This is a genomic window from Idiomarina seosinensis, from assembly GCF_044797955.1.
In the GTDB taxonomy this organism is placed as follows: Bacteria; Pseudomonadota; Gammaproteobacteria; order Enterobacterales; family Alteromonadaceae; genus Idiomarina; species Idiomarina seosinensis_A.
In genome coordinates, this window is sequence record NZ_CP085211.1 from 1,665,412 (window position 1) to 1,688,160 (window position 22,749).

Annotated in this window: 21 protein-coding genes; 11 read left to right on the forward strand and 10 right to left on the reverse strand. The window is 50.1% G+C overall.

What is annotated here, in order from left to right; all coding sequences use genetic code 11:
• The 7 genes from rluB to LG288_RS07855 form a co-directional block, all read right to left on the reverse strand.
• Positions 1-870 (reverse strand): 23S rRNA pseudouridine(2605) synthase RluB, encoded by an 870-nt coding sequence (gene rluB, locus LG288_RS07825; protein ID WP_404399635.1) that lies wholly within the window; start codon positions 868-870, stop codon positions 1-3.
• Positions 863-1,438, reverse strand: a complete 576-nt coding sequence (gene scpB / locus LG288_RS07830) for an SMC-Scp complex subunit ScpB (protein ID WP_404403066.1) — start codon at positions 1,436-1,438, stop codon at positions 863-865. Before scpB ends, rluB begins: the two co-directional genes overlap by 8 nt.
• The gene (locus tag LG288_RS07835) at positions 1,419-2,231 is read right to left on the reverse strand and encodes a segregation and condensation protein A (RefSeq protein ID WP_404399636.1); all 813 of its coding nucleotides are present in this window, start codon (positions 2,229-2,231) and stop codon (positions 1,419-1,421) included. Before LG288_RS07835 ends, scpB begins: the two co-directional genes overlap by 20 nt.
• Before the next feature lie 14 nt (positions 2,232-2,245).
• Positions 2,246-2,869: an L-threonylcarbamoyladenylate synthase gene (locus tag LG288_RS07840; protein ID WP_404399638.1), complete on the reverse strand. Its 624-nt coding sequence runs from the start codon at positions 2,867-2,869 to the stop codon at positions 2,246-2,248.
• Between the two features lie 16 nt (positions 2,870-2,885).
• Positions 2,886-3,713: a PHP domain-containing protein gene (locus LG288_RS07845; protein ID WP_404399639.1), complete on the reverse strand. Its 828-nt coding sequence runs from the start codon at positions 3,711-3,713 to the stop codon at positions 2,886-2,888.
• A gap of 1 nt (position 3,714) precedes the next feature.
• Positions 3,715-5,739, reverse strand: a complete 2,025-nt coding sequence (locus tag LG288_RS07850; protein ID WP_404399640.1) for an FAD-dependent oxidoreductase — start codon at positions 5,737-5,739, stop codon at positions 3,715-3,717.
• A 67-nt stretch (positions 5,740-5,806) separates the two neighbouring features.
• Positions 5,807-6,526 (reverse strand): hypothetical protein, encoded by a 720-nt coding sequence (locus LG288_RS07855; RefSeq protein ID WP_404399641.1) that lies wholly within the window; start codon positions 6,524-6,526, stop codon positions 5,807-5,809.
• A gap of 106 nt (positions 6,527-6,632) precedes the next feature.
• On the opposite strand from LG288_RS07855, the gene LG288_RS07860 reads away from it, so the two are divergent.
• The 11 genes from LG288_RS07860 to LG288_RS07910 all read left to right on the forward strand — a co-directional run bounded on the left by LG288_RS07860 (position 6,633) and on the right by LG288_RS07910 (position 18,123).
• A complete protein-coding gene (locus LG288_RS07860) occupies positions 6,633-8,168 on the forward strand; it encodes a S10 family peptidase (RefSeq protein ID WP_404399642.1) in 1,536 nt (511 codons plus the stop codon).
• Positions 8,169-8,438: 270 nt separating this feature from the next.
• Positions 8,439-10,055, forward strand: coding sequence for an anthranilate synthase component 1 (locus LG288_RS07865; protein WP_404399643.1), 1,617 nt, complete (start codon positions 8,439-8,441; stop codon positions 10,053-10,055).
• Positions 10,052-10,684, forward strand: a complete 633-nt coding sequence (locus LG288_RS07870) for an aminodeoxychorismate/anthranilate synthase component II (protein WP_404399644.1) — start codon at positions 10,052-10,054, stop codon at positions 10,682-10,684. The genes LG288_RS07865 and LG288_RS07870 overlap by 4 nt, the downstream gene beginning before the upstream one ends.
• The gene (trpD, locus tag LG288_RS07875) at positions 10,671-11,684 is read left to right on the forward strand and encodes an anthranilate phosphoribosyltransferase (protein ID WP_404399645.1); all 1,014 of its coding nucleotides are present in this window, start codon (positions 10,671-10,673) and stop codon (positions 11,682-11,684) included. Before LG288_RS07870 ends, trpD begins: the two co-directional genes overlap by 14 nt.
• The gene (trpCF, locus tag LG288_RS07880; RefSeq protein WP_404399647.1) at positions 11,677-13,122 is read left to right on the forward strand and encodes a bifunctional indole-3-glycerol-phosphate synthase TrpC/phosphoribosylanthranilate isomerase TrpF; all 1,446 of its coding nucleotides are present in this window, start codon (positions 11,677-11,679) and stop codon (positions 13,120-13,122) included. The genes trpD and trpCF overlap by 8 nt, the downstream gene beginning before the upstream one ends.
• Positions 13,119-14,324: a tryptophan synthase subunit beta gene (gene trpB / locus LG288_RS07885; protein ID WP_404399648.1), complete on the forward strand. Its 1,206-nt coding sequence runs from the start codon at positions 13,119-13,121 to the stop codon at positions 14,322-14,324. Before trpCF ends, trpB begins: the two co-directional genes overlap by 4 nt.
• The gene (trpA, locus tag LG288_RS07890; RefSeq protein ID WP_404399649.1) at positions 14,321-15,139 is read left to right on the forward strand and encodes a tryptophan synthase subunit alpha; all 819 of its coding nucleotides are present in this window, start codon (positions 14,321-14,323) and stop codon (positions 15,137-15,139) included. Before trpB ends, trpA begins: the two co-directional genes overlap by 4 nt.
• A 15-nt stretch (positions 15,140-15,154) precedes the next feature.
• On the forward strand, positions 15,155-15,694 hold the full coding sequence (locus LG288_RS07895) for an inner membrane-spanning protein YciB (protein WP_404399650.1): 540 nt from the start codon (positions 15,155-15,157) through the stop codon (positions 15,692-15,694).
• Positions 15,695-15,696: 2 nt separating this feature from the next.
• The gene (locus LG288_RS07900) at positions 15,697-15,999 is read left to right on the forward strand and encodes a YciI family protein (protein ID WP_404399652.1); all 303 of its coding nucleotides are present in this window, start codon (positions 15,697-15,699) and stop codon (positions 15,997-15,999) included.
• Between the two features lie 3 nt (positions 16,000-16,002).
• Positions 16,003-16,848: an alpha/beta fold hydrolase gene (locus LG288_RS07905; protein ID WP_404399653.1), complete on the forward strand. Its 846-nt coding sequence runs from the start codon at positions 16,003-16,005 to the stop codon at positions 16,846-16,848.
• A gap of 9 nt (positions 16,849-16,857) precedes the next feature.
• Complete coding sequence (locus LG288_RS07910; protein WP_404399654.1) at positions 16,858-18,123, forward strand: MgtC/SapB family protein; 1,266 nt, start codon at positions 16,858-16,860, stop codon at positions 18,121-18,123.
• Positions 18,124-18,175: 52 nt separating this feature from the next.
• On the opposite strand, the gene katG is transcribed toward LG288_RS07910, so the two are convergent.
• From katG to LG288_RS07925, 3 genes are all read right to left on the reverse strand, one after another.
• The gene (gene katG, locus LG288_RS07915) at positions 18,176-20,437 is read right to left on the reverse strand and encodes a catalase/peroxidase HPI (protein ID WP_404399655.1); all 2,262 of its coding nucleotides are present in this window, start codon (positions 20,435-20,437) and stop codon (positions 18,176-18,178) included.
• Between the two features lie 112 nt (positions 20,438-20,549).
• Positions 20,550-21,752, reverse strand: coding sequence for an organoarsenical effux MFS transporter ArsJ (gene arsJ, locus LG288_RS07920; RefSeq protein ID WP_404399656.1), 1,203 nt, complete (start codon positions 21,750-21,752; stop codon positions 20,550-20,552).
• On the reverse strand, positions 21,752-22,747 hold the full coding sequence (locus LG288_RS07925) for an ArsJ-associated glyceraldehyde-3-phosphate dehydrogenase (protein WP_404399657.1): 996 nt from the start codon (positions 22,745-22,747) through the stop codon (positions 21,752-21,754). Before LG288_RS07925 ends, arsJ begins: the two co-directional genes overlap by 1 nt.
• Between the last annotated feature and the right edge of the window lie 2 nt (positions 22,748-22,749).

Here is a 22,749-nt window from a genome sequence, read left to right on the forward strand (position 1 = left end):
TTACTTTTTAGCGGGCGGACGACCGCGTTGCTGCTTCACTTGCTGCCGACGCCGCGCGGTCGCCTTACGAATTTTACCGAAGCGCCTTTGCTTTGATTCCTGGTGACGCGGATCGATAAAGGACCGTGTTTCGGGGGCCAGTTTGACTTGCTGACGTAAATAGTTAACCTCAGATAAAGGCAATTCTGCCCATCCTCCCTGCGGAAGCCCCGGTTCAAGAGGAATGTCACCATAGCGAACCCGAATCAACCGGCTAACCTGAACCTCCTGTGACTCCCATAGACGGCGGACTTCACGATTACGCCCTTCGCTTAAGGTGACATGAAACCAGCGGTTGATACCCTCGCCACCGGCCATTTTGATGGTATTAAAGCTGGCCATACCGTCTTCTAACTGCACACCCTTTAATAACCGCTGCACCATAGCTTCATCTACTTCGCCAAACACCCGTACTGCATACTCACGCTCAATCTGCTGGCTAGGATGCATCAGGCGATTAGCCAATTCGCCATCGGTTGTAAACAGTAATAAGCCTGAAGTATTAACATCAAGTCGCCCGACGGCTACCCAGCGGGCGCCGGACATCCGGGGCAGGCGGTCATAGACCGTCGGTCGCCCTTCCGGATCTTTACGGGTACAGAGTTCACCTTCCGGCTTGTGATACATCAGCACCCGGCAAACCACTTCCTGCTCTGGCTTTATCTGTACTTCATGACCGTCAATGCGAACTTGTGCATCGGCGTCGATGCGCTCGCCAAGGCGGGCGACACTGCCATTAACACGAATACGGCCAGCCGAAATTTTTGCCTCAATTTCACGGCGCGAACCATGCCCGGAACGGGCCAATACTTTTTGTAGCTTTTCAGTCATTCAGGATTTCTCTCTCGTTAGTCGCTGTCTCAGCGGTACGTTCTGGTGTTGACGACGGCTCAATAGCCGGCAACTGTTGCAGGTCGGATAAATTAAAGTCATCGAGAAACTCTGCGGTAGTACCATACAACTGTGGCCTACCGGGAACTTCTTTTACGCCAATCACCTTTATCCAGCCCCGCTCTTGCAAGGTTTTCATAATCTGACTACTGACACTGACACCACGAACTTTTTCGATTTCACCGCGGGTAATTGGCTGTCGGTAAACAATCAAAGCCAGTGTCTCCAGCAATGCCTGCGAGTAGCGCGGCGGTTTTTCCTGCCACAAGTTGGCCAGCATTCTGCCTAATTCCTCGCGGGTCTGAAAACGATAGCCTGAGGCAACTTTAGCTAGCACAACACCCCGCTCACGGTAGTCACTGCTGAGTTCAGTAAGTGCCTTTTTTATCGCGTTCAGCGAAACATCCTGTTCCGTCAGTAGCCGTTCCTTGATTTGCTCCGCCGACAATGGCTGCTGGTAAGCAAACAAAGCGGCCTCAATTAACTGTTTAAGCTGACTCGAATTCATCATGTTGACGCTTTAGACGAATATGGATATCACTCATTGGTTGCATTTGGGATAATTCTACCATTGATTCTTTGACAAGTTCCAAAATTGCTAAAAAACTGACAACCGCGCCTGCTTTTCCCTCGGTGCGCCGAAAAACCTGGCTAAAACTGACGTAGGGCTGATGTTGCAGCAGTTCGAGGACCTGACTCATACGCGCTCGCGTCGATAGCTGCTCGCGTTTTATTTGATGATGCGCCTGCAAGTCGATATTTTTCAGTACCCGGGCAAACGCCAGGGTTAAGTCTTCCAGTGTCACTTGCGGTTGCTGCACCTCATGGTATTGATGCGCGTCGGTAGCCACTTCGCCAGACCAGGTGTCGCGGCCAAGTTGCGGCTGTTGATCAATATACTCAGCTCCGCGGCGAATCGCTTCGTATTCCTGTAGCCGGCGCACCAGCTCCGCACGTGGATCCGCTTCCTCGTCTTCATCAGCGGGTATTACCGGCAGTAGCAACCGACTTTTTATTTCCGCTAACATAGCAGCCATGACCAAATAATCGGCCGCCAACTCAAGCTTCAAATCCTTCATCATTTCAACGTACTCGACATACTGCCGGGTGATAGTCAGCACCGGAATATCGATAATGTCGAGTTTTTGCCGACGAATTAAGTACAACAGCAAATCCATCGGTCCGGAAAACGTCTCCAGGATCAGTTCCAGAGCATCAGGCGGAATATACAAGTCGTCAGGCTTTTCCGTCAACGGCTCGCCGCGCACAAAACCCAGCGCCAGAGAACGCTGTTCAGTCATACACTGCAACCCGCCTAAAATTCGAATGGAGCGCTATCACCGGCGCCCCGGCGACGGATTTCCGGAGCTCCTTCCGACAAATCGACAACCGTGGTGGGATGCTGCGCTTTATTGCCACCATCGATAATTAGATCCACACGCTTTTCCAGCCGCTGCCGAATAACATCGGGATCCGATTCGGTCAGGTCGTTATCTCCTAAAATTAAACTGGTCGACATTATCGGCTCATCCATTTCTTCTAACATCGCCAACGCAATTTTGTTACTGGGCACACGGATACCAATAGTTTTTCGTTTTGGATTAAGCAGTCGTTTAGGAACTTCTTTTGTGCCTTTAAGAATAAAGGTATAAGGTCCTGGTGTATTATTTTTCAGCAGCCGGAAGGCATCGTTATCAACCCGCGCATAAATGGATAATTCTGATAAGTCACGGCACATCACTGTGAAGTTGTGTTCTTTATCCAGATCCCGAATTTGGCAAATACGATCAACGCCTGCCTTGTTACCTAGTTGACAACCAATAGCATAACCTGAATCAGTCGGGTAAACGACAACGCCACCGGTCCGGATAATTTCAGCCGCCTGCTGGATTAACCGTTTTTGTGGGTTAATGGGGTGTATTTCAAAATATTGGCTCATTGCGGCCTCTTCTCCGTCAGCTAATCGACCAGTCATTCCATATTGGCACACACTGATCAGGCAAACAAAGGTTTTTACCTAAATCCCGCCAGCCGTGGGGGTGATGAAAATCCGAACCCTGTGAAGCCTTTAGCTGGTAATCATCGGCAAATTCAGCCAAAGCGCTCCGCTGTCCCATTGGTTGCTGACTAATACTGACTTCAAGACCATCAAGGCCCCACTGTTTAGCTTCGCAACAAAGCTTGCGCAACCACTTGTTTGATAACTTATAAGCATGCGGATGAGCCAGAACGGCAACACCGCCAGCCTGCTGAATCGCTGCGATAGCTTCTGCAATAGAACACCACTTTGCTTTCACAAACGCGCTCTGACCTTTGCCGATAAAGCGGTCAAACGCCTGCTGCGGGTGCTCAACATAGCCTTTGTTAAGTAACGCATCAGCAATGTGTTTACGGGTAGGCATGCCGGAAAACTGGCATTCATGACGATGCAGTAAGACACCTCGCTGAGCTAATTTGCCCAGTATTTTATCAAACCGCTCAGTTCGCGCTTGTTGCTGCTGTTGCAGCAAATTGACTAAAGCCGTATCCGCGGGATCAAAATTTAGCCCGACAATATGGATTTCAAAAGCATGCCACTGACAGCTAATTTCGACACCATGAACATATTTTAGCGGCAGCTTATGCTCGGCAATATAAGCGTGTGCCTCGATACTGCCATTTATGTTATCGTGATCAGTCAGCGCCAGCAGCTCAACGCTATTCGAGACGGCCCGCTGAACCAATTCCGGAACCGCTAAGCTGCCATCTGAATGGCGACTATGACAGTGTAAATCGGCTAACATATCAGAGTCCAACTGCCAGTTCCGTGCCCTGCCGTATTGCGCGTTTGGCGTCCAGTTCAGCAGCTACATCGGCTCCGCCAATTAAGTGTACCTTCTGGCCGGCGTCAATCAGCTGTTGTTGTAATTCCCGCTGGGGGACCTGACCTGCGCAAATCACCACATTATCGACCGCCAGTACCTGGCGTTCTCCGTCACGTTCAATTTCAATACCCTCAGGTAAAATTTTGTGGTAAGTCACACCATTCCACATATGGACCGCCTTACTTTTTAATTCAGCCCGGTGTACCCAACCGGAAGTCTTGCCCAGGCCTTTACCCACTTTGCTGGGCTTGCGCTGCAGCAACCAGACTTCTCGCTCACTGGGCTCAGGTTGTGGTGACTTCAAGCCACCCCGTTGCTGATAGCTTTTATCAATACCCCAGCGTTGTGACCATTCTTCCTCGTCCAGCGCCAGAGAATTGGCTGTAGTCAGGTATTCCGATACATCAAAACCAATACCACCGGCACCGATCACTGCAACTTTTTCACCCACTGCTTTATGATCACGTAAAACATCCAGATAGCTTAACACGTGTGGCAATTCAACCCCCGGGATATCGACCTTTCTGGGCAAAACACCGGTGGCCAGAATAATCTCATCGTAATCGCCGGCAATTAAGCTATCCACAGACTGCGACTGACCCAATTTTAAGTTGACTCCGGTGTCATAAAGGCGTCCGGCAAAATAGCGCAGCGTTTCAAAAAACTCCTCTTTGCCGGGAATCTGCTTAGCATAGTTAAACTGACCACCGATTTCAGAGCCTTTGTCGAACAAATCAACCTGATGACCTCGCTCTGCCGCGGTACACGCAAAGGCTAAGCCCGCGGGACCGGCGCCAACCACCGCCAGACGCCTGGGCTGCGCTGCCGGTGTGATCTTTAATTCAGTTTCGTAACAGGCTCTCGGGTTAACCAGGCAACTGGCTCGCTTGTTCTCAAACACATGGTCAAGGCAAGCTTGATTACAGGCAATGCAGGTATTAATTTTGTCTGCCTGCTGCTGCGCTGCTTTGTTCACCAATTCAGGATCTGCTAGCAGCGGTCTGGCCATCGACACCATGTCTGCCTGCCCGGAAGCTAAAATCTGCTCAGCTATAGCCGGCGTATTAATACGGTTAACAGCAACCACAGGTACTGTCAGCTCCCGCCGGACTCGCTCGGTAATCCAGCTAAAGGCCGCCCGGGGCACTGAAGTGACAATTGTCGGCACCCGCGCTTCGTGCCAGCCAATGCCCGTGTTAATAATGTTGACGCCTTCTTGTTCAAGCGCTTTGCCCAGTTGTAGAACTTCATCCAGAGTATGGCCGTCATCCACTAGATCCAGCATCGAAAGCCGGAATATAATAATAAAGTGATCGCCCACTTTTTTCCTTACCGCCTGAACAATCTGCACAGCAAACCGCATACGGTTGGTAAAACTACCACCCCACTGATCCTCGCGCTTATTGGTTCTTGGACACAAAAACTGGTTGATCAGATACCCTTCTGAACCCATAATTTCAACACCATCGTAACCGGCTTTCTGGGCCAGTCTGGCAGCCCGGGCGTAATGTTTGATGGTTTTATGGATTTGACGCTGGCTCATGGCTTTGGGTTTAAACGGATTAATCGGAGCCTTTATAGCGCTGGGCGCAACGCTGAACGGATGGTAACTGTAACGTCCGGCATGCAGTATTTGCATACAAATTTTGGCGCCATACTGATGTACCCGCTCGGTCACATTGCGGTGCTTCGCAACATGCCAGGGCCGCGACATTTCACTGCCAAAGGGTGCCAGTCGGCCGCGGAAATTGGGCCCGATTCCGCCAGTCACAATAAGCCCCACTCCGCCTTTGGCCCGCTCTTCATAAAAAGCAGCCAATTTTTCGTAGCGGTCTCTTTGTTCTTCCAGCCCAGTGTGCATAGAGCCCATCAGGACGCGGTTTTTAATTTGCGTGAAACCTAAATCGAGAGGCTTCAACAAGTGGGGATACGATGTTTCAGTCACAACAACCTCTTTTAAACGGGCGTTTGATTTTACCCCACTTTACTCTCTCAATTGACATTGCTCAAGTTTAAAACGCCAGCGCCTCGCGCAATAAAAAGCGGGTTAAAGCCGGTCCATCAATTTGCGCGTCGGCTTGACCCTCACGCCATTGGTCAAGCAGCTGGTCTATTACCGGAAAGATCATTGCCCTGACATTATCATTACTGTTATCCGACTGTTGCAGACCCTCCAGCACCAGTCCTGGCAAATGAACGCTGGCTATTGGCTGGCCCTGGTCAAAAAGATTTACCGTAACATCGTCAAATTGCAACCTGTCAATGCGCCACAAAACTGATTCTGAGAAAGCATTAGCAGGGCGCCAGCCAACGTCTGCCAAACGCTGAATTCGATCCAGCAGGTCGTGAAGATTCGACTGGCCTTTGCCATAGTAAGCCAGTGTCAGTTGCGCACCTGATAACTGAATTTCAGTCAGTGTTACAGAACGCTGACCCAAAACCTGCCAATTGCCCTTCAGCTGCAACCGATCAGCTAAAATCAGTTGATTCAGGGGTTCGGATAAGGCGGGTACGCGGGTGGCCAATGTTACTTGATCGGCAGTCAGTTGCTCAGTTAGAGCGCTGACCAGTAACTGTTTAATCTGCAAATCGATATCAAGCTGCTGATCAGCCGATTGTGTGAGCTGATCGCTCAGACGTTGAGACAAACTTTGCTGAGCATTTATTGAAAAGCTCACAGCAAAAAACAATAAAATACCACTAAAACCCTTTATCCAGTTGTCTATTCGCATAAGTCTCCGCCAGATATCGTAAATGCCTGCCTAATAATCGCATATTCTTTGACGCAGGAATGTAAAAATTTGTTAATCTAAAATAACAAAAACACAGGAGAAGCTCATGAAAAAGTCACTTGCCTTAGTTGCCGGTCTGTCGTTGATTACCGCAGCGACATCAACGGCAGTTTATGCACAGCAAGACCCCAGTGAACATTTACGCCAAATACCTATTGAAACAACCAGTGTCAGCGAGCACAGCGTCAGCATTAACGGTGAAACCGTCGATTACACCGCTACCGCCGGCACTCTGCCCGTATGGAATGACGAAGGCGACCCGACCGCGACCTTGTTTTACACCTATTATCAGCGTGAAGATGTCGACAACCGCGCCGAACGGCCAATCGTATACTCGTTTAATGGCGGCCCCGGCTCAGCTTCAGTCTGGATGCACCTGGCTTATACTGGCCCTAAAGTCCTGAATCTGAGTAACGAAGGTTACCCGGTACAACCTTACGGCGTTCAGGATAACCCGCATTCTATCCTTGATGTGGCCGATATTGTCTTCATCAATCCGGTCAACACGGGCTATTCACGAGTATTGCCGGACGAAGAAGGCAAGATGCCGGATCGTTCCAAGCAAAAAGAAATGTTTTTTGGCGTCAACAGCGACGTTCAGTACCTGGCGGAATGGATGACAACCTTCACCAGCCGTTACAATCGCTGGCAGTCGCCTAAATTCTTAATCGGCGAAAGCTATGGTACAACACGCGTCTCCGGCCTTGCGCATGCCCTGCAGAATCAGCAGTGGATGTACATTAATGGCGTTATTTTAGTGTCACCAACTGACATTGGTATCGATCGCGATGGTCCGGTAAAAGAGGCTAACCAGCTGCCTTACTTTGCCGCCGCGGCCTGGTATCATGATGCCCTGCCAGAGGACCTGCAAAGCAAAGATTTGCTTGAGGTGCTGGATGAGGTTGAACAATACACTCTGGACAGTTACTTGCCAGCCCTCGCTAAAGGAGCAATGTTATCCTCTGACGAGCGCCAGCAGGTTGCGGACACCGTTGCCCGTTACTCGGGTTTATCAACCGAAGCGGTGCTCTCCAATAATCTGGCTCCCAGCACCTGGTTCTTCTGGAAAGAGTTACTGCGTGACCGCGATCGGACCATCGGCCGCCTCGACTCCCGCTATCTTGGCCTCGATGCACGCCGGGCTGGCGACCGTCCTGATTTCAACGCCGAATTAAACTCCTGGCTGCACTCATTCACGCCGGCAATTAACTACTATTTGCGTGAAGAGCTGAATTTCAAAACGGACGTTAAATACAACATGTTTGGTCCTGTCCATCCGTGGGACCGCACTAATAACAATACTGGTGAGCAGCTACGTGAATCGATGGCAGCAAACCCGTATTTAAATGTTTTAGTGCAGTCAGGCTATTTTGACGGTGCTACCAATTACTTTGACGCAAAGTATACAACCTGGCATTTGGATCGTAGTACCTTGATGAAAGATCGGATCGAATTTAAAGGTTATCGTAGCGGTCATATGATGTACTTACGCCGTGCCGACCTTGAAACAGCAAATGACGATGTCCGTGACTTTATTCTGCGTTCACTGCCGGAAGGTGGTGTACCGGCTGAATATAAGTAACTTACGGATTAATTATTCAGGCTGACTTGACAAGCTGGCCGCAACTGGTTAGCTTGTCTCTATCATTGCAAAAAGTGACCGTATACAAGTTATGAACTTTAAAGCTGACGCAAACGTACAAGACAGTTGGTGGTGGCACGTCTCGCCAGAGCGGGTCGTGGCAGTGTGCGTGTAGTAAAAGCGTAACCGGTCAACGAAAACCCGCTCCATCGAGCGGGTTTTTTTGTGTCTGACGAAAGCGCTGTAGAACAACAACTCTCGGAGTAAATTGTGGAAAAACCATTAGCCAGAGGGCAACTTGAGTGCTTAAAAGTTGAAATCCCTTATCAACCGGATACGTTGGCAGTTTATCGCTCGATCTGCCGGCCACAAGGCCACCATCTGTTACTGGACTCTGCCGATATCGGGACAAAACGCGCGGTAAAAAGTCTGCTACTTGTGGATGCAGCTTTAAAACTTACTTGTGAAGGTCAGCAGGTCAGCATTGAGGCACTAACAGCTAATGGCCGACAGTTGATTAGCGTACTGGCTGAAGCCTTACCCGATGCTGTCTGTAAAGAGCAAAATAACGATTTTTTGTTGGCTGAATTTTCTACTGCCAGCGCCGACCAGGATGAGGACTCACGCTTACAGGACCTCAATAACATGCAGCCTTTAAGGCTGCTTCAGCAAACGTTGGAAAAAGCCAATAATGAAGCGCAGAATAATCCTTTTGCGATCTTTTTAGGCGGCGTCTTTGGCTACGACCTGGTCGCCAGTCATGAGCAGTTACCGCCCGTACCCAAAGGTCCTAATCAATGTCCCGATTATGTCTTTTACCTGGCGGAAACCTTGTTAGTGACAGACCATCAGCAACAATCCTGCCAATTATTGGGCAGCTTGTTCGGCGGTGATGATACCACTGCACGTTATCAGCAACTAAGCCAACGCATCGGTGAATTAGCTGCTCGTTGCCAGGTTCCTGAACGTCAATCCGAATCTCAAGCCGGTGAAATTGCAATAGAAGACGTGTTTCGCGGCGTGACCGCCACCCCTACTGCTGCTGAATTTGAGCAAACTGTGACTGACCTGAAAGAGCACATCCTCGACGGCGATATTTTTCAGGTTGTCCCTTCGCGGCAATTTAGCCTGCCCTGCCCCGATTCGCTCGCCGCTTATCACCAGTTGAAGCAGAATAATCCGTCGCCCTACATGTTTTATTTTAATCACCCGGACTTTTGCTTATTCGGCGCCTCTCCTGAATCAGCTCTTAAGTACCAGCAGCACAGCAATCAAGTCGAGCTTTATCCGATTGCCGGCACGCGTCCCCGCGGAAAAAACCCTGATGGTTCAATTAACCTGGACATTGACGGCCGGCTGGAACTGGAGTTGCGGCTTGACGAAAAAGAGTTGTCTGAACACTTAATGCTGGTTGATCTGGCGCGCAATGACCTTGCCCGTATTTGTCAGCCCGGTAGTCGCTATTTAGCAGACCTGCTTAAAGTAGACCGTTACTCTCAGGTAATGCATCTGGTATCAAGAGTCGTCGGCCAGTTGCGGCAGGACAGTGACGCTCTGCATGCATACCGCGCATGCATGAACATGGGAACCTTAACTGGCGCCCCGAAAGTCAGCGCCGCACGATTAATACGCCGAGTCGAACAACAGGGCCGTGGCAGTTATGGTGGCGCTGTTGGCTACCTGGCCGGTAATGGCGATATGGACACCTGCATTGTCATCCGTTCCGCTTTTGTGAAAGACCAGCAGGCAATCGTTCAGGCCGGTGCCGGAGTTGTTTATGATTCGGAAGCGGCAGCCGAAGTGGCCGAAACAGAAAATAAGGCAAAAGCTGTACTGCTGGCGATTCAGCAAAGCACCCTATTGGCCGGTAAGGAGGTGACAAAATGAACTCCGCCCGCATTGTTTTAATCGACAACATCGACTCGTTTTCTTACAACCTGGTTGATGAACTGCGTCAACTAGACTTTGAGCTTGTCGTTTACCGTAATCAGGTGCCTGCTGAATCCATTATTAAGGCACTAAAAGGGTATCAGGGCCAGCAGGTCATCTGTTTATCTCCGGGCCCGGGACACCCCGATGATGCCGGTAATATGATGGAAATTATTGAATTTGCCAAAGACCGCTATCCGCTGCTTGGCATTTGCCTGGGCTTTCAGGCTCTGGTGACATTTGCCGGCGGCCGGATCGATCGCTGCGGCGAGGTCGTTCATGGAAAAACGGCCACGATGGATACCTGTTCTCACCCGGTTTTTGACGGAATTAATGATAACCAGCAGTGTGTGGTAGCCCGTTATCACAGCCTTAGTGCTTATGACCTGCCGGAAAACGTTAAGGTTATCGGCTGGGTTAATGATATCCCCATGGCTGCTGAATTTAGTAATTGCAAGGCACTGGGCTTTCAATTTCACCCGGAATCTTTACTTACCCCCAACGGGAAACAAATGCTGGCAAACAGCGTTGACTACCTGTTATCGCAAACCGATCGTTTTACAGGGACTCACCATGAACCTTCTTAATACGCTACTGAACGGCGAAACACTGACTCAGGCTGAGAGTAAAAAGCTGTTTCAGCACTTGGTAAAGGGCGAACTTAACGATATTCAAATCAGCGCAGCTCTGGTGGCCATGAAAATGCGTGGCGAGACGCCGGCCGAACTTGCCGGCGCAGCCGAAGCGGTACTCGCTGCCTGTAAACCGCTGCAGCGGCCACAGCAAACAGTCGTTGATAGCTGCGGTACTGGCGGAGACGGCAGTAACACCATTAACATTTCGACCACCGCCGCCTTAGTGGCTGCTTCCATGGGGCTCTGTGTGGCCAAGCACGGTAACCGCAGTGTCTCATCGCGCTCGGGCTCGGCCGATGTGCTCGAAGCACTTAAGTTGCGCACCAACCTTGACCCCCGGGATGCGGCTCAGCAGCTGCAGGAGAATGGCTTTTGCTTTCTATTCGCTCCGCATTACCACCCCGGTATTAAATACGCGATGCCGGTGCGGCAGACATTAAAAACCCGGACCTTATTTAACTTAATTGGCCCACTGGTTAACCCGGCAAGACCCGATGCTCAATTGTTGGGTGTTTATAGCGCTGACTGGGTTAAACCCATTGCCGAAACGCTACAGCGTCTGGGCCTGAAAAGGGCCATGGTTGTCCATGGCAGTGGACTGGATGAGCTGGCTCTGCATGGTCCAACGCAGGTGGCTGAATTACGCGAAGGTCAGTTAAAAGAATACTCGTTAACTGCAGCTGACTTTGGCTTACAAAATGCGCCTTTGTCAGCCCTCAAGGGCGGCGATGCTGATATGAATGCGCGGGTGTTACAGCAAATTCTTGCCGGCGAAGCCAGTACAGCGCAGCAGCAGGCAGTTGCAATGAATGTGGCGGCATTACTGTATTTGAGCGGACAATTCGAAGACTTCAAAGTGGCTAGCGAAGCTGCCTTGCAGCATTTACACAGTGGCCAGGCCTTACATCACTTACATCAGGTTCAGCAAGCGCAGGAGAGTTATCATGTCTGACAATGTGTTAGCTAAAATCGTTGCCGATAAAGAAGCGCAAAATCAGCAACAATCAGCACGTTACCCGCTGGCTCAGATAAAAGCTCAACTGCAGCCTAGTGACCGCAGTTTTTACGACGCCCTGAATCAACCCGCAGCGGGGTTTATTCTGGAGTGTAAAAAAGCATCCCCCTCTAAGGGGTTAATTCGGCCTAACTTTAACCCCGTAGCCTTAGCCCGCGCTTATCAGCCTTATGCGGCTGCGATTTCTGTGTTAACAGAGCCGGATTATTTTCAGGGGCGGCTGGAATACATCAGCGCAGTACGGGCCAGTGTCCATCAGCCCATTTTGTGTAAAGATTTTTTTATTGACGAAGAACAAGTTTACCGTGCACGTTATTTTGGCGCTGACGCTGTGCTGCTGATGTTATCAGTGCTGGATGATGAGTCCTATCAACAGCTGGCACGGGTAGCCAAGCAACTGAACATGGACATTCTCACGGAGGTCGCCAGCGAAGCAGAGATGCAACGAGCCGCTGAGCTGGGTGCGGACATTATCGGTATTAACCATCGTGATTTAACCAATTTAGAAATTAACCCCAACCGTAGTCAGGAATTGGCACCTCTGGCTCCTTCTGATGCGCTGTTAGTGGCCGAGTCAGGGTTTTCCGAACACCGGGACATACGTCGTGTCAGCCCCTACGTAAACGGCTTTTTGGTCGGCAGTTCCCTAAGCTGCAAAAATGATGTTGATGCTGCCTGCCGTTCATTAATCTTTGGCGATAACAAAGTCTGTGGTTTATCCCGGCCTGAAGATGCCATTATGGCGGCAGCCGCCGGAGCCAGCTACGGCGGCTTAATTTTTGCCCCGCGTTCACCACGACAAGTAACCGTTAAGCAGGGGGTAGAAATCATAACTGCTGCACCACAATTACGCTGGGTTGGTGTTTTTGCTGATCAGCCGTTAACAGAAGTCGTCAGTGATGCCTTAGCTTTGCAGCTTTTTGCCATTCAGCTTCACGGCCACGAAGATATTGATTACATCAGCCAGTTGCGCAACGCTTTAAAGCAGGCCGGCGCAGACAAAATGCAGATTTGGCAGGCCGTTCGGGTCGATAGTGCAAACGATATTGAACATTTACCCGATGCGTATCGTATTGATCGCATTGTGCTGGATAATGGTAAGGGTGGCACAGGCCAGGTTTTTGACTGGCAGACGCTACAACAGTTGAGCGATGAACAACGCGAACGCTGTTTACTGGCCGGCGGTATCAGCCCGGCTAATGCGCCAGCGGCCATCGCACAGGGCTTATCCGGGCTGGACAGCAGTTCGCGGCTGGAAACTGAACCCGGGATTAAAGACGGACACAAAATTCAACAGTTATTTACTCATATCCGACGTTATGGCCGCAATGCGCAGCAACAAACGTCCAGCAAAAACTATCAGGAGGCCGTATGAAAAGCACGTTATCGCCCTACTTTGGTGAATTTGGCGGTCAGTTTGTGCCTGAAATTTTGCTCCCGGCATTGGAGCAACTGGAACAGGCGTTTGTAGACGCACAAGAAGATCCGGAGTTTCAGGCCGAGTTTCGGGGGTTACTTAAAAACTATCTGGGTCGACCCACACCCTTGAGTTTATGTCGGAACTTACCACTAAGCTCTGCTAACGGAACCAAAATTTACCTGAAACGAGAAGATCTTTTACATGGCGGAGCGCACAAGACAAATCAGGTACTTGGTCAGGCGCTGCTCGCCAAACGCATGGGTAAACATCGGATAATTGCTGAAACCGGAGCCGGGCAGCATGGTACAGCTACTGCATTGGCCTGCGCCTTACTGGATTTAGAATGTATTATCTACATGGGCAAAAAAGACGTTGAAAGGCAGCAGCCCAATGTGTTCAGAATGGAATTGATGGGTGCTAAAGTAGTTCCGGTTGATACCGGCAGCGGCACCCTGAAGGATGCCGTTAACGAAGCACTCCGTGACTGGACTGCCAGCTATCCGACAACCCACTATTTGTTAGGAACAGCGGCTGGGGCCCACCCTTTCCCAACCATAGTACGCGAATTTCACCGCATGATTGGCGAGGAATCAAAAGCTCAGATTATTGAACAAGCCGGCCGCCTGCCTGATGAAGTTATCGCGTGTGTGGGCGGTGGTTCCAATGCTATTGGTATGTTTGCTGACTTTATCGATGATACCGAAGTCGAGCTGGTGGGCGTAGAACCTGCCGGTAAGGGCGTAAAAACACAACATCACGGAGCTACGCTGACCGCGGGCAAACCAGGTATTTTGCACGGCTGTTTATCCTACCTTATGCAGACCAACGAAGGCCAAATTGAAGAATCCTATTCGGTTTCTGCTGGTCTTGATTACCCGGGGGTCGGGCCACAGCACGCCCATTTAAAAGCTATCGGTCGCGCCCGCTATGAGTCTGTTACCGATGATGAAGCACTGGAAGCCTTTAAGTTATTATCCCGCCATGAAGGCATTATACCGGCCCTGGAAACTGCCCATGCTCTTGCTTACGCCTTACGCCGTGCCGCCGAGCCCGATGCTCCGGAAATCTTACTGATTAATCTGTCAGGACGAGGTGATAAAGATATCGATCACGTCCGCCGCATTTTTGCCCAACAGCAACAGGAGTCGCAGGAATGAGCCGTTATCAACACCTATTCTCCCGGCTGGCAGATAACCAGGAGGGCGCTTTCGTGCCCTTTGTTACCCTTGGCGATCCAAATCCGGGCCAGAGCCTGGCGATCATTAAGGCATTAATTGACGGCGGCGCTGATGCGCTGGAGCTAGGCCTGCCGTTTTCTGACCCGGTCGCCGACGGCCCGGTCATTCAGCGGGCAAATCTGCGCTCGCTGGATGCCGGGACAACCTTTCAGGACATTTTGCATATCTTACAGGAAGTACGGGCTTACGCTCCGGATCTTCCTATCGGCCTATTAGTTTATGCCAACTTAATTTACGCCAAAGGAGCGGATAATTTTTACCAGCAAATGAAGGATGCCGGCGTTGACTCAGTACTTATTGCCGATGTTCCCACCAAAGAAGCGGCCCGTTTTGCGGACATTGCCCGGCGCCAGCATATTGATCCGGTTTTTATCTGTCCACCCGACGCATCCGACGCTCTGATGGCGAATATCGCCAGCAAATGTTCGGGATACGTTTATCTATTAAGCCGCGCCGGTGTCACCGGAGCCGATGCAAAAGTTCAGGCTCCTGCCGCAGCCCTTATCGACAATTTAAAACAGCACTCGGCACCGCCAGTGCTGCTGGGCTTTGGCATTTCACAGCCCGATCAGGTTAATACCGCAGTAAAGGCCGGGGCGGACGGAGCCATTAGTGGCTCGGCGGTAGTTGCCATTATCGAGAAAAACCTCGACAATGGCGAGCGCCAGCTTAACGAGCTGCGTCAGTTTGTTGAGCATATGAAAGCGGCCACTTACAGAGCTGATAGCGACTAAAGGAAGTATTAATTCATGGCGTTAATTTTAGAATACCTGCCAATTATTGCATTTTTTATTTTTTATAAAGTCGCCGATATCTACGTTGCGACCGGCGTCTTAATGGCAGGTACGCTGATACAGATTATTGGGCTGAAGTTGTTGAAGCACCCCATTACTAATCGTCATTGGGTTATTCTTTCTGTGGTCATGCTGTTTGGTGCAGTTACTATTTTGTTGCGGGATGACTGGTTTATAAAACTAAAAGTCTCTATTGTTTATCTGGCCATCGCAGCCTTATTACTGGGCGGCTTAGTGTGGAAAAAACGCAGTCCGTTACAGGCGATGATGGGCAATGACATAAAGTTGCCCGAGCGAGCCTGGACCCGGCTAACCTATGCGTGGATACTTTTTTGTTCAACACTGGCAGCGGTTAATCTATATATCGCCAAATACTGGACCCAGGATGCCTGGGTCAATTTTAAAGTCTTTGGCATTTTGGCCATTACTGCCGCTTTTACTTTGGCTACCGGTGTTTACATGTACCGCCATGCAGAGCATGAGGAATCGGCCTGATTATGTGGTTTGTTATTTTTGCAGAAGATAATGAGCAATCATTAGCCGCGCGGCAACAGGCGCGTCCTGAACACATAAAGCGGCTACAGGCTCTGCAGGATGACGGCCGCTTGTTAGTAGCAGGCCCCTGCCCTGCAATAGCCGAGCAGGACCCCGGCGCACTGGGCTTTAGCGGATCACTTATCATTGCCGAGTTTGACTCTTTAGCGGCTGCCGAACAATGGGCTAACAACGATCCTTACTGGGCTGCAGGCGTTTATCAACGGGTTACCGTTAAGCCTTTTAATGCAGCCTTCCCCTGTTAGCCGATGCGCAGCATAGAGCTAACAGCCAACGGCCGTTACCTTCACTGCGTTTGCTTTACTCCACGTCAGATCCCCCGTGCTACCGTCGTACTAGCCGGAGCACTGGGCGTCAAACAACGTTTTTATCAGCCCGTTGCCCGATGGTTAAGTGAGCAGGGCTATCAGGTTATAACCTTTGATTACTATGGCATTGGCCAGTCAGTTGATAAGCCGCTAAAACTGATCAATACAAATGTCATTGAGTGGGCAGAACACGATATTAATCAGGTGCTGTGCTTTGCCCAACAACAACAGAAAAATGAACCATTAATATGGCTTGCCCATAGTCTCGGTGGGCAAATTGTCCCATTAGCAGAACAGGCAGCGGCAATTGATAAAATGGTTACTGTCGCCAGTGGAACCGGCTACTGGCGACAGGCCAGTAAAAGAGTTCGCCGGACTTCCTGGCTGCTTTGGTACTTCGCCGTTCCCTTGGCCACTCCGATAGCCGGCTATTTTCCCGGCCAACGGCTGAATATGATTGCTGATATTCCGGCTCAGGCAATGCACCAGTGGAGCCGTTGGTGCCGCAGTCCCAATTACTTATTTGACCATCTCAGTCAGACCCAGAAGCTTGCCTACCAACAATTTAAAGCGCCTATAAACGCCTTTCATATAAGTGATGACGAACTGCTGCAGCGTAACAATATCACCCAGCTACTGAGCCATTATCCTAATGCCGAAAAAAAGCTAACTGAATTAAGTCCTGCAATGACCGCCAGTGACCGGATCGGACACTTCAATTTCTTTCGCAGCCAATTTAAAGCTACACTATGGGAAAACTATCTGCTTGATGCGTTAGCTATGTAAGGATGCTTTATGAGTTACCCGATGGAATTGGCTCTGTCTCTGCTTGCCGCTTTGACTATTGGTTTAATGATTGGCATTGAACGTGGCTGGAGCGGCCGTAAAAGTGACGACGGCGAGCGTGTGGCCGGGGTCAGGACATTCAGTTTAATCGGCCTGTCCGGTGGAGTGTTTGCTGTGTTGGGGCAACAGTTTGGCGAAGCGCTTATCGTTACCGGGTTTGTTGTGACCACGGTACTGATCGCTATTTCCTACGTGGGCTACAGCCGCCGCTCGGGAGACGCCGGTATGACCACTGAGTTCTCCATGCTGATAACCTTTACACTGGCTGTCTGGGCTGCTGCCGATGACCCAATTCCTGCATTAAGCACATCTGCTGTGGTTGTGGCACTTTTGGGTCATAAACGCCATCTGCACAATTTATTAAAAAAAATTCCTCCGCGGGCGTTTTATTCGGGCATTACCTTGCTGCTGATATCCGTTGTTGTTCTGCCACTGTTGCCAGATCAAGGCTTTGGTCCATGGGAGGCATTGAACCCCTACTGGACCTGGTGGATGGTAGTATTGATTTCCGGGTTATCTTTTATCGGTTACTTGCTGACAAAACTGCTGGGACAAAGTCGTGGCACATTAATAACGGCCATCGCCGGGGGACTCGCCTCGTCAACTGCCGTCACCATTACCATGGCACGTTTTGCAGCTAAAAATAAAGCCAGCGCGCTTTACGCTAATGCAATGTTGTTAGCTTCGAGCATTATGTTCCCGCGGGTGTTAATCGAGGTTTTTGTGGTAAACCGTGCCCTGCTGGTGGAAGTAACCCTGCCAATTTTAATTATGCTGGCGGGGATGTCTGTGGTCCTGCTGCTTTTATACCGAGAGCATCAACAACAACAGGATGCCAGCGCTGAGCTAGAAGTTGATAACCCCCTGCAGTTAGTCACCGCATTACAATTTGGTCTGTTATTGGCCATTATTCTACTGGCGGCTGAGGCGATGAAGGAATGGTTTGGCGATGCCGGTATATACAGCTTGGCCGTCATATCAGGCTTAATGGATGTTGATGCGATCACGTTATCGCTGTCGAAATCGGCAACCGCAGACTTGTCGCACCGGGTTGCTGCTATGGGTATCGTGCTTGCCTGCGCCAGTAACACCATTTTAAAAGGTCTGATGTTTGCCAGCATTGCCGGACTAAAAGGGCATTTTCGATATGTTATTTACATGACCCTGGGCATTACTCCCGGCGTTATCTTTGCACTTTTTCAGCTCATCTTATAAAAAAAAGCGGTGTTGTTGCCAACACCGCTTTTTTGCTACTTAGTTACTGCGTTTAGCTTTTCAGATCAAAACGGTCCAGTTGCATTACTTTTGTCCAGGCTGCGACAAAATCATTAACAAACTTTTCCTTTGAATCATTCAGTGCGTAAATTTCAGACACAGCACGCAATTCGGAATTTGAACCAAAAATCAAATCAACCGTGGTAGCTGTGTATTTTTGCTCACCTGATTCGCGATCACGACCAATAAATACTGACTCATCGTCTTCTGACTTAGCCCATTGGGTGTCCATACTCATTAAGTTAACAAAAAAGTCATTGCTCAATGTGCCTGGCTGATCGGTGAATACGCCGTGCTTAGCGCCCTGGTAGTTAGCATCCAGAGTACGCAAGCCTCCGACTAACACCGTCATTTCTGGAACGGTCAGATCTAACCGGTCCGCTTTATCGACCGTCATCTGTGCCGGGTTTAGGCGGCTGTCAGTGCTGTAGTAGTTACGGAACGCGTCAGCTGTTGGCTCAAGGAATGAAAACGAGTGAACATCAGTCATTTCCTGAGTTGCGTCATTACGGCCAGCCACAAATGGAACAGTCACTTGATGCCCAGCATCCTCAGCCGCTTTCTCGATAGCCGCTGCACCCGCTAACACAATGGTATCCGCTAAAGAAATTTTCTTGTTACCGGATAAATCATCGTTAAAGTCCGCACGAATTTGTTTTAATTCGCCGAGTACCCGCTGCAATTCTTCTGGGTTGTTAGCTTCCCAGTTAATTTGTGGCTCTAGTGCGATACGAGCGCCGTTTACACCGCCGCGCAGATCCGTAGCCCGGAAACTGGATGCAGCAGCCCACGCCGTGCGTACCAATTCAGGAACGGTCAAATCTGAAGCCAAAATGCGCTGTTTTAACTCAGCAACATCGCTGTCGTTAACTAATTCAAAGTCAACTTCAGGGATTGGATCCTGCCATACCAGATCTTCCTGCGGAGCCATGTCACCCAGGTACCGGGCCTTTGGACCCATATCACGGTGGGTCAGCTTAAACCAGGCTTTGGCAAAAGCCAGTTCAAACTCTTCCGGGTTTTCCTGGAAGCGCTTAGCAATTTTGCGATACTCCGGATCTTCTTTTAACGACAAGTCAGTAGTAAACATAATCGGCGCATGGCGTTTACCTTCGACGTGTGCGTCAGGAACCAAATTTGACGCCTGACCGTCTTTTGGAATCCACTGAATGCCACCGGCAGGACTGCGTGTCTGTTCCCATTCATAGTTAAACAGATTGTCCAGGTACTGCATGGTCCACCGAGTCGGAGCCGCTGACCAGGCACCCTCGAGGCCACTAGTCACTGTATCTTCTGCATTGCCTTTACCACAGTTATTTTTCCAGCCCAGGCCTTGCTGTTCTACAGGCGCTGCTGCGGGTTCAGCTTCCAGACACTCCTCCGGGTCATGGGCACCGTGGGCTTTACCAAAGGTATGACCGCCGGCAATCAGTGCCACAGTTTCTTCATCGTTCATTGCCATGCGCGCAAAGGTATCGCGAATATCTTTCGCTGCCAGTACGGGATCAGGAGTGCCATTTGGCCCTTCCGGGTTGACATAAATCAGGCCCATTTGTACTGCGGCCAAAGGATTTTCAAGCTCCCGTTCGCCTTTATAACGCTCGTCGCCCAGCCATTGTGCTTCCGGCCCCCAGTACACGATATCCGGTTCCCAGGCATCTTCACGGCCGCCAGCAAAACCATAAGTTTCAAAACCCATGCTTTCCAGCGCCACATTACCTGTTAATGCCATTAAGTCACCCCAGGACAAGGCCTGGCCGTACTTTTGCTTGACTGGCCACAGTAAACGACGAGCCTTGTCCAGGCTGACATTATCCGGCCAGCTGTTCAGCGGCTCGAAACGTTGTTGGGCGCCAGCACCACCGCCACGGCCGTCCTGCACCCGATAGGTACCGGCACCGTGCCATGCCATCCGGATAAAGAATGGACCATAGTGACCGTAGTCAGCAGGCCACCAGTCTTGATCTGAGGTCATTAGTTCTTCGATGTCCTTTTTGACTTGCTGCAGATCCAACTGATTAAATGCCGACGCGTAATCAAAATCTTCACCCAGCGGGTTAGACTCCGGGCTATGCTGACGTAACGGCTCGAGGTTAAGCATGTTAGGCCACCAGAAGCTGTTTTCCTTGGCTTCTGTCATTGTCTGGTTGGCGTGATACGATGGTCTTTCCTGAGCAGTTACTGAGGTGGACGAAACCGCCATGGAGACAGCCACTGCCACGGCTGAAATAATAGGAAGTACTGATTTTTTCATTTTAATAACCCTTAAAAGATAGGTTTCTGGTACGCTGTTTATGATACCGAAACAGCTTCGGTTTGACAGGTTCTCGTTAATCAAAAAAACAGATTGTAATAATCGGTACGACTCACCGCGGCCTCGCCGGTAACAACGAGATAGCAGCACTTGAGCCCATCAATAACAGGGCCGAGCAGAGCAGACAGGCAAGCAGTCCCCATTGCTGATAAATCCAGCCAGATAACACCGTGCCTAATAAACGCCCGGTGGCATTCGCCATATAATAAAAACCAACGTCTAAAGACACGCCATCGGCTCGTGCATAGGAGACGATCAGATAACTGTGCAACGACGAATTGACAGCAAATAACAGACCGAATAAACCCAGGCCCGTGATAACACTAGCGGCTATTGGCCAGGATTGCCATAATGCCAGCGCCAGTAATAACGGAGTGAGGGTTAACAGTGCAGCCCAGCGAAAGGCCTGGCGGTTCGGCTCTACTGCCGCGGTTTTAGTAAACCTTGGGGCAATGCTTTGTACCAACCCATAACCAATAACCCAGACAGCAAGAAAACTGCCGACCTGCCAGTGAGACCAGTTCAGCTGGCTACTCAAAAATACCGGTAAGGCGACGACAAACCAGACATCGCGCGCGCCAAACAATAAAAAACGGGCCAGAGACAGCACATTAATGGCCCTGCTTTTTGACAGCATGTCTTTAAATTTTGGTTTGAACTGAGCTTTCCCTGTCTCATTGTTAAGCAACAGTAAACTCAATAAGAAAACCAGAGACAGCATAAGCAGCATGGCTAATACTGCGCCCTGAAAACCAATCACAGTGAGCAATAACCCGCCCAAAAAGAAACCGACACCTTTTAGGGTATTTTTTGAGCCTGTTAATACGGCCACCCACTGATAAAGCTGGTTTTGTTGACTATCCGGAACCAACAGCTTTATCGTGCTTTTAGCGCTCATCTTGTTAAGGTCTTTTGCGATACCGGACAATGCCTGGGCGCACATCACCCAGACCACAGTCAGCATCGATGCCGGAACCAGCAACATGGCTAAAGCCACCAGTTGGGTCGCTAAACCAATGTTCATTGTACGGTTTAAACCCCAGCGCGCGCCAAGCCACCCACCCAGTAAATTAGTCACAATGCCAAAAAACTCGTAAAACAAAAACAGCATAGCGACTTGTAAGGCACTGTAACCCAGCTGATGAAAATGCAGCACCACCAGCATTCGCAGGGCACCGTCCGTCAGGGTAAAAGCCCAGTAGTTACCGGTAACTATTAAATACTGGCGAATAGCGGGTGACAACTGCGCTAGCATTAACCCACCTTTTCAACCAGTTCTACTGCGCGGTTCGCGTAACCCCATTCATTGTCATACCAGGCGTATATCTTAACGTGGGTGCCATTAACCACCTTGGTTGACAGAGCGTCAACAATACTGGAGCGCGGATCGGTTTTATAGTCCATTGAGACAAGCGGTTGCTCTTCATACCCCAGGATACCCTGTAATTCGTTATCAGCTGCTTCCTGCATCCAGCCATTCACTTGCTCTGCCGAGGTTGGCTTTTCGACCTCAAACACACAGTCGGTCAGCGACGCATTTGCCAGCGGTACGCGTACGGCGTGGCCATCAATTTTGCCTTCCAGCTCAGGAAAAATTTCAACAATTGCGCTGGCCGAGCCCGTTGATGTTGGAATTAAATTCATGCCACAGGCCCGGGCGCGGCGAAGATCTTTATGAGGCGCATCAAGAATGCTCTGGGTATTGGTCAGGTCATGAATGGTGGTGATAGAACCATGTTTAATACCGATCTTTTCTTGCAGTACCTTGACTACCGGAGCCAGACAGTTAGTAGTGCAAGAAGCGGCAGTCACAATCTTATGCTTTTGCGGATCGTATAAGTGATCGTTAACTCCCATAACGATATTCAGTACGTCCTTATCTTTGACCGGCGCCGAGACCACTACTCGCTTTACACCCTGGGCAAGATAGTCATTCAGCACATCAATGGTTTTCATTTTCCCTGAGGCTTCCAGTACCACATCGCAATCACTCCAGTCGCCGTCAGCTATGCTGGTGTGCTGAGTAAAAGCAACAGTCTCGTTGCCAATGACCAAATTGTCAGCCTGTGCTTCAGCTTGGTAACTCCAGCGCCCATGCACTGAATCATAATTTAATAAATGAGCAAAGGTTTTTGCATCCGCGCCCGGGTCATTGGCTTTTACTATCTGCAAATCCGGATGGTCCCAGGCAACCCGAAAGGCCAGACGACCAATACGGCCTAGTCCATTAATTCCAATTTTTATGGTCATAA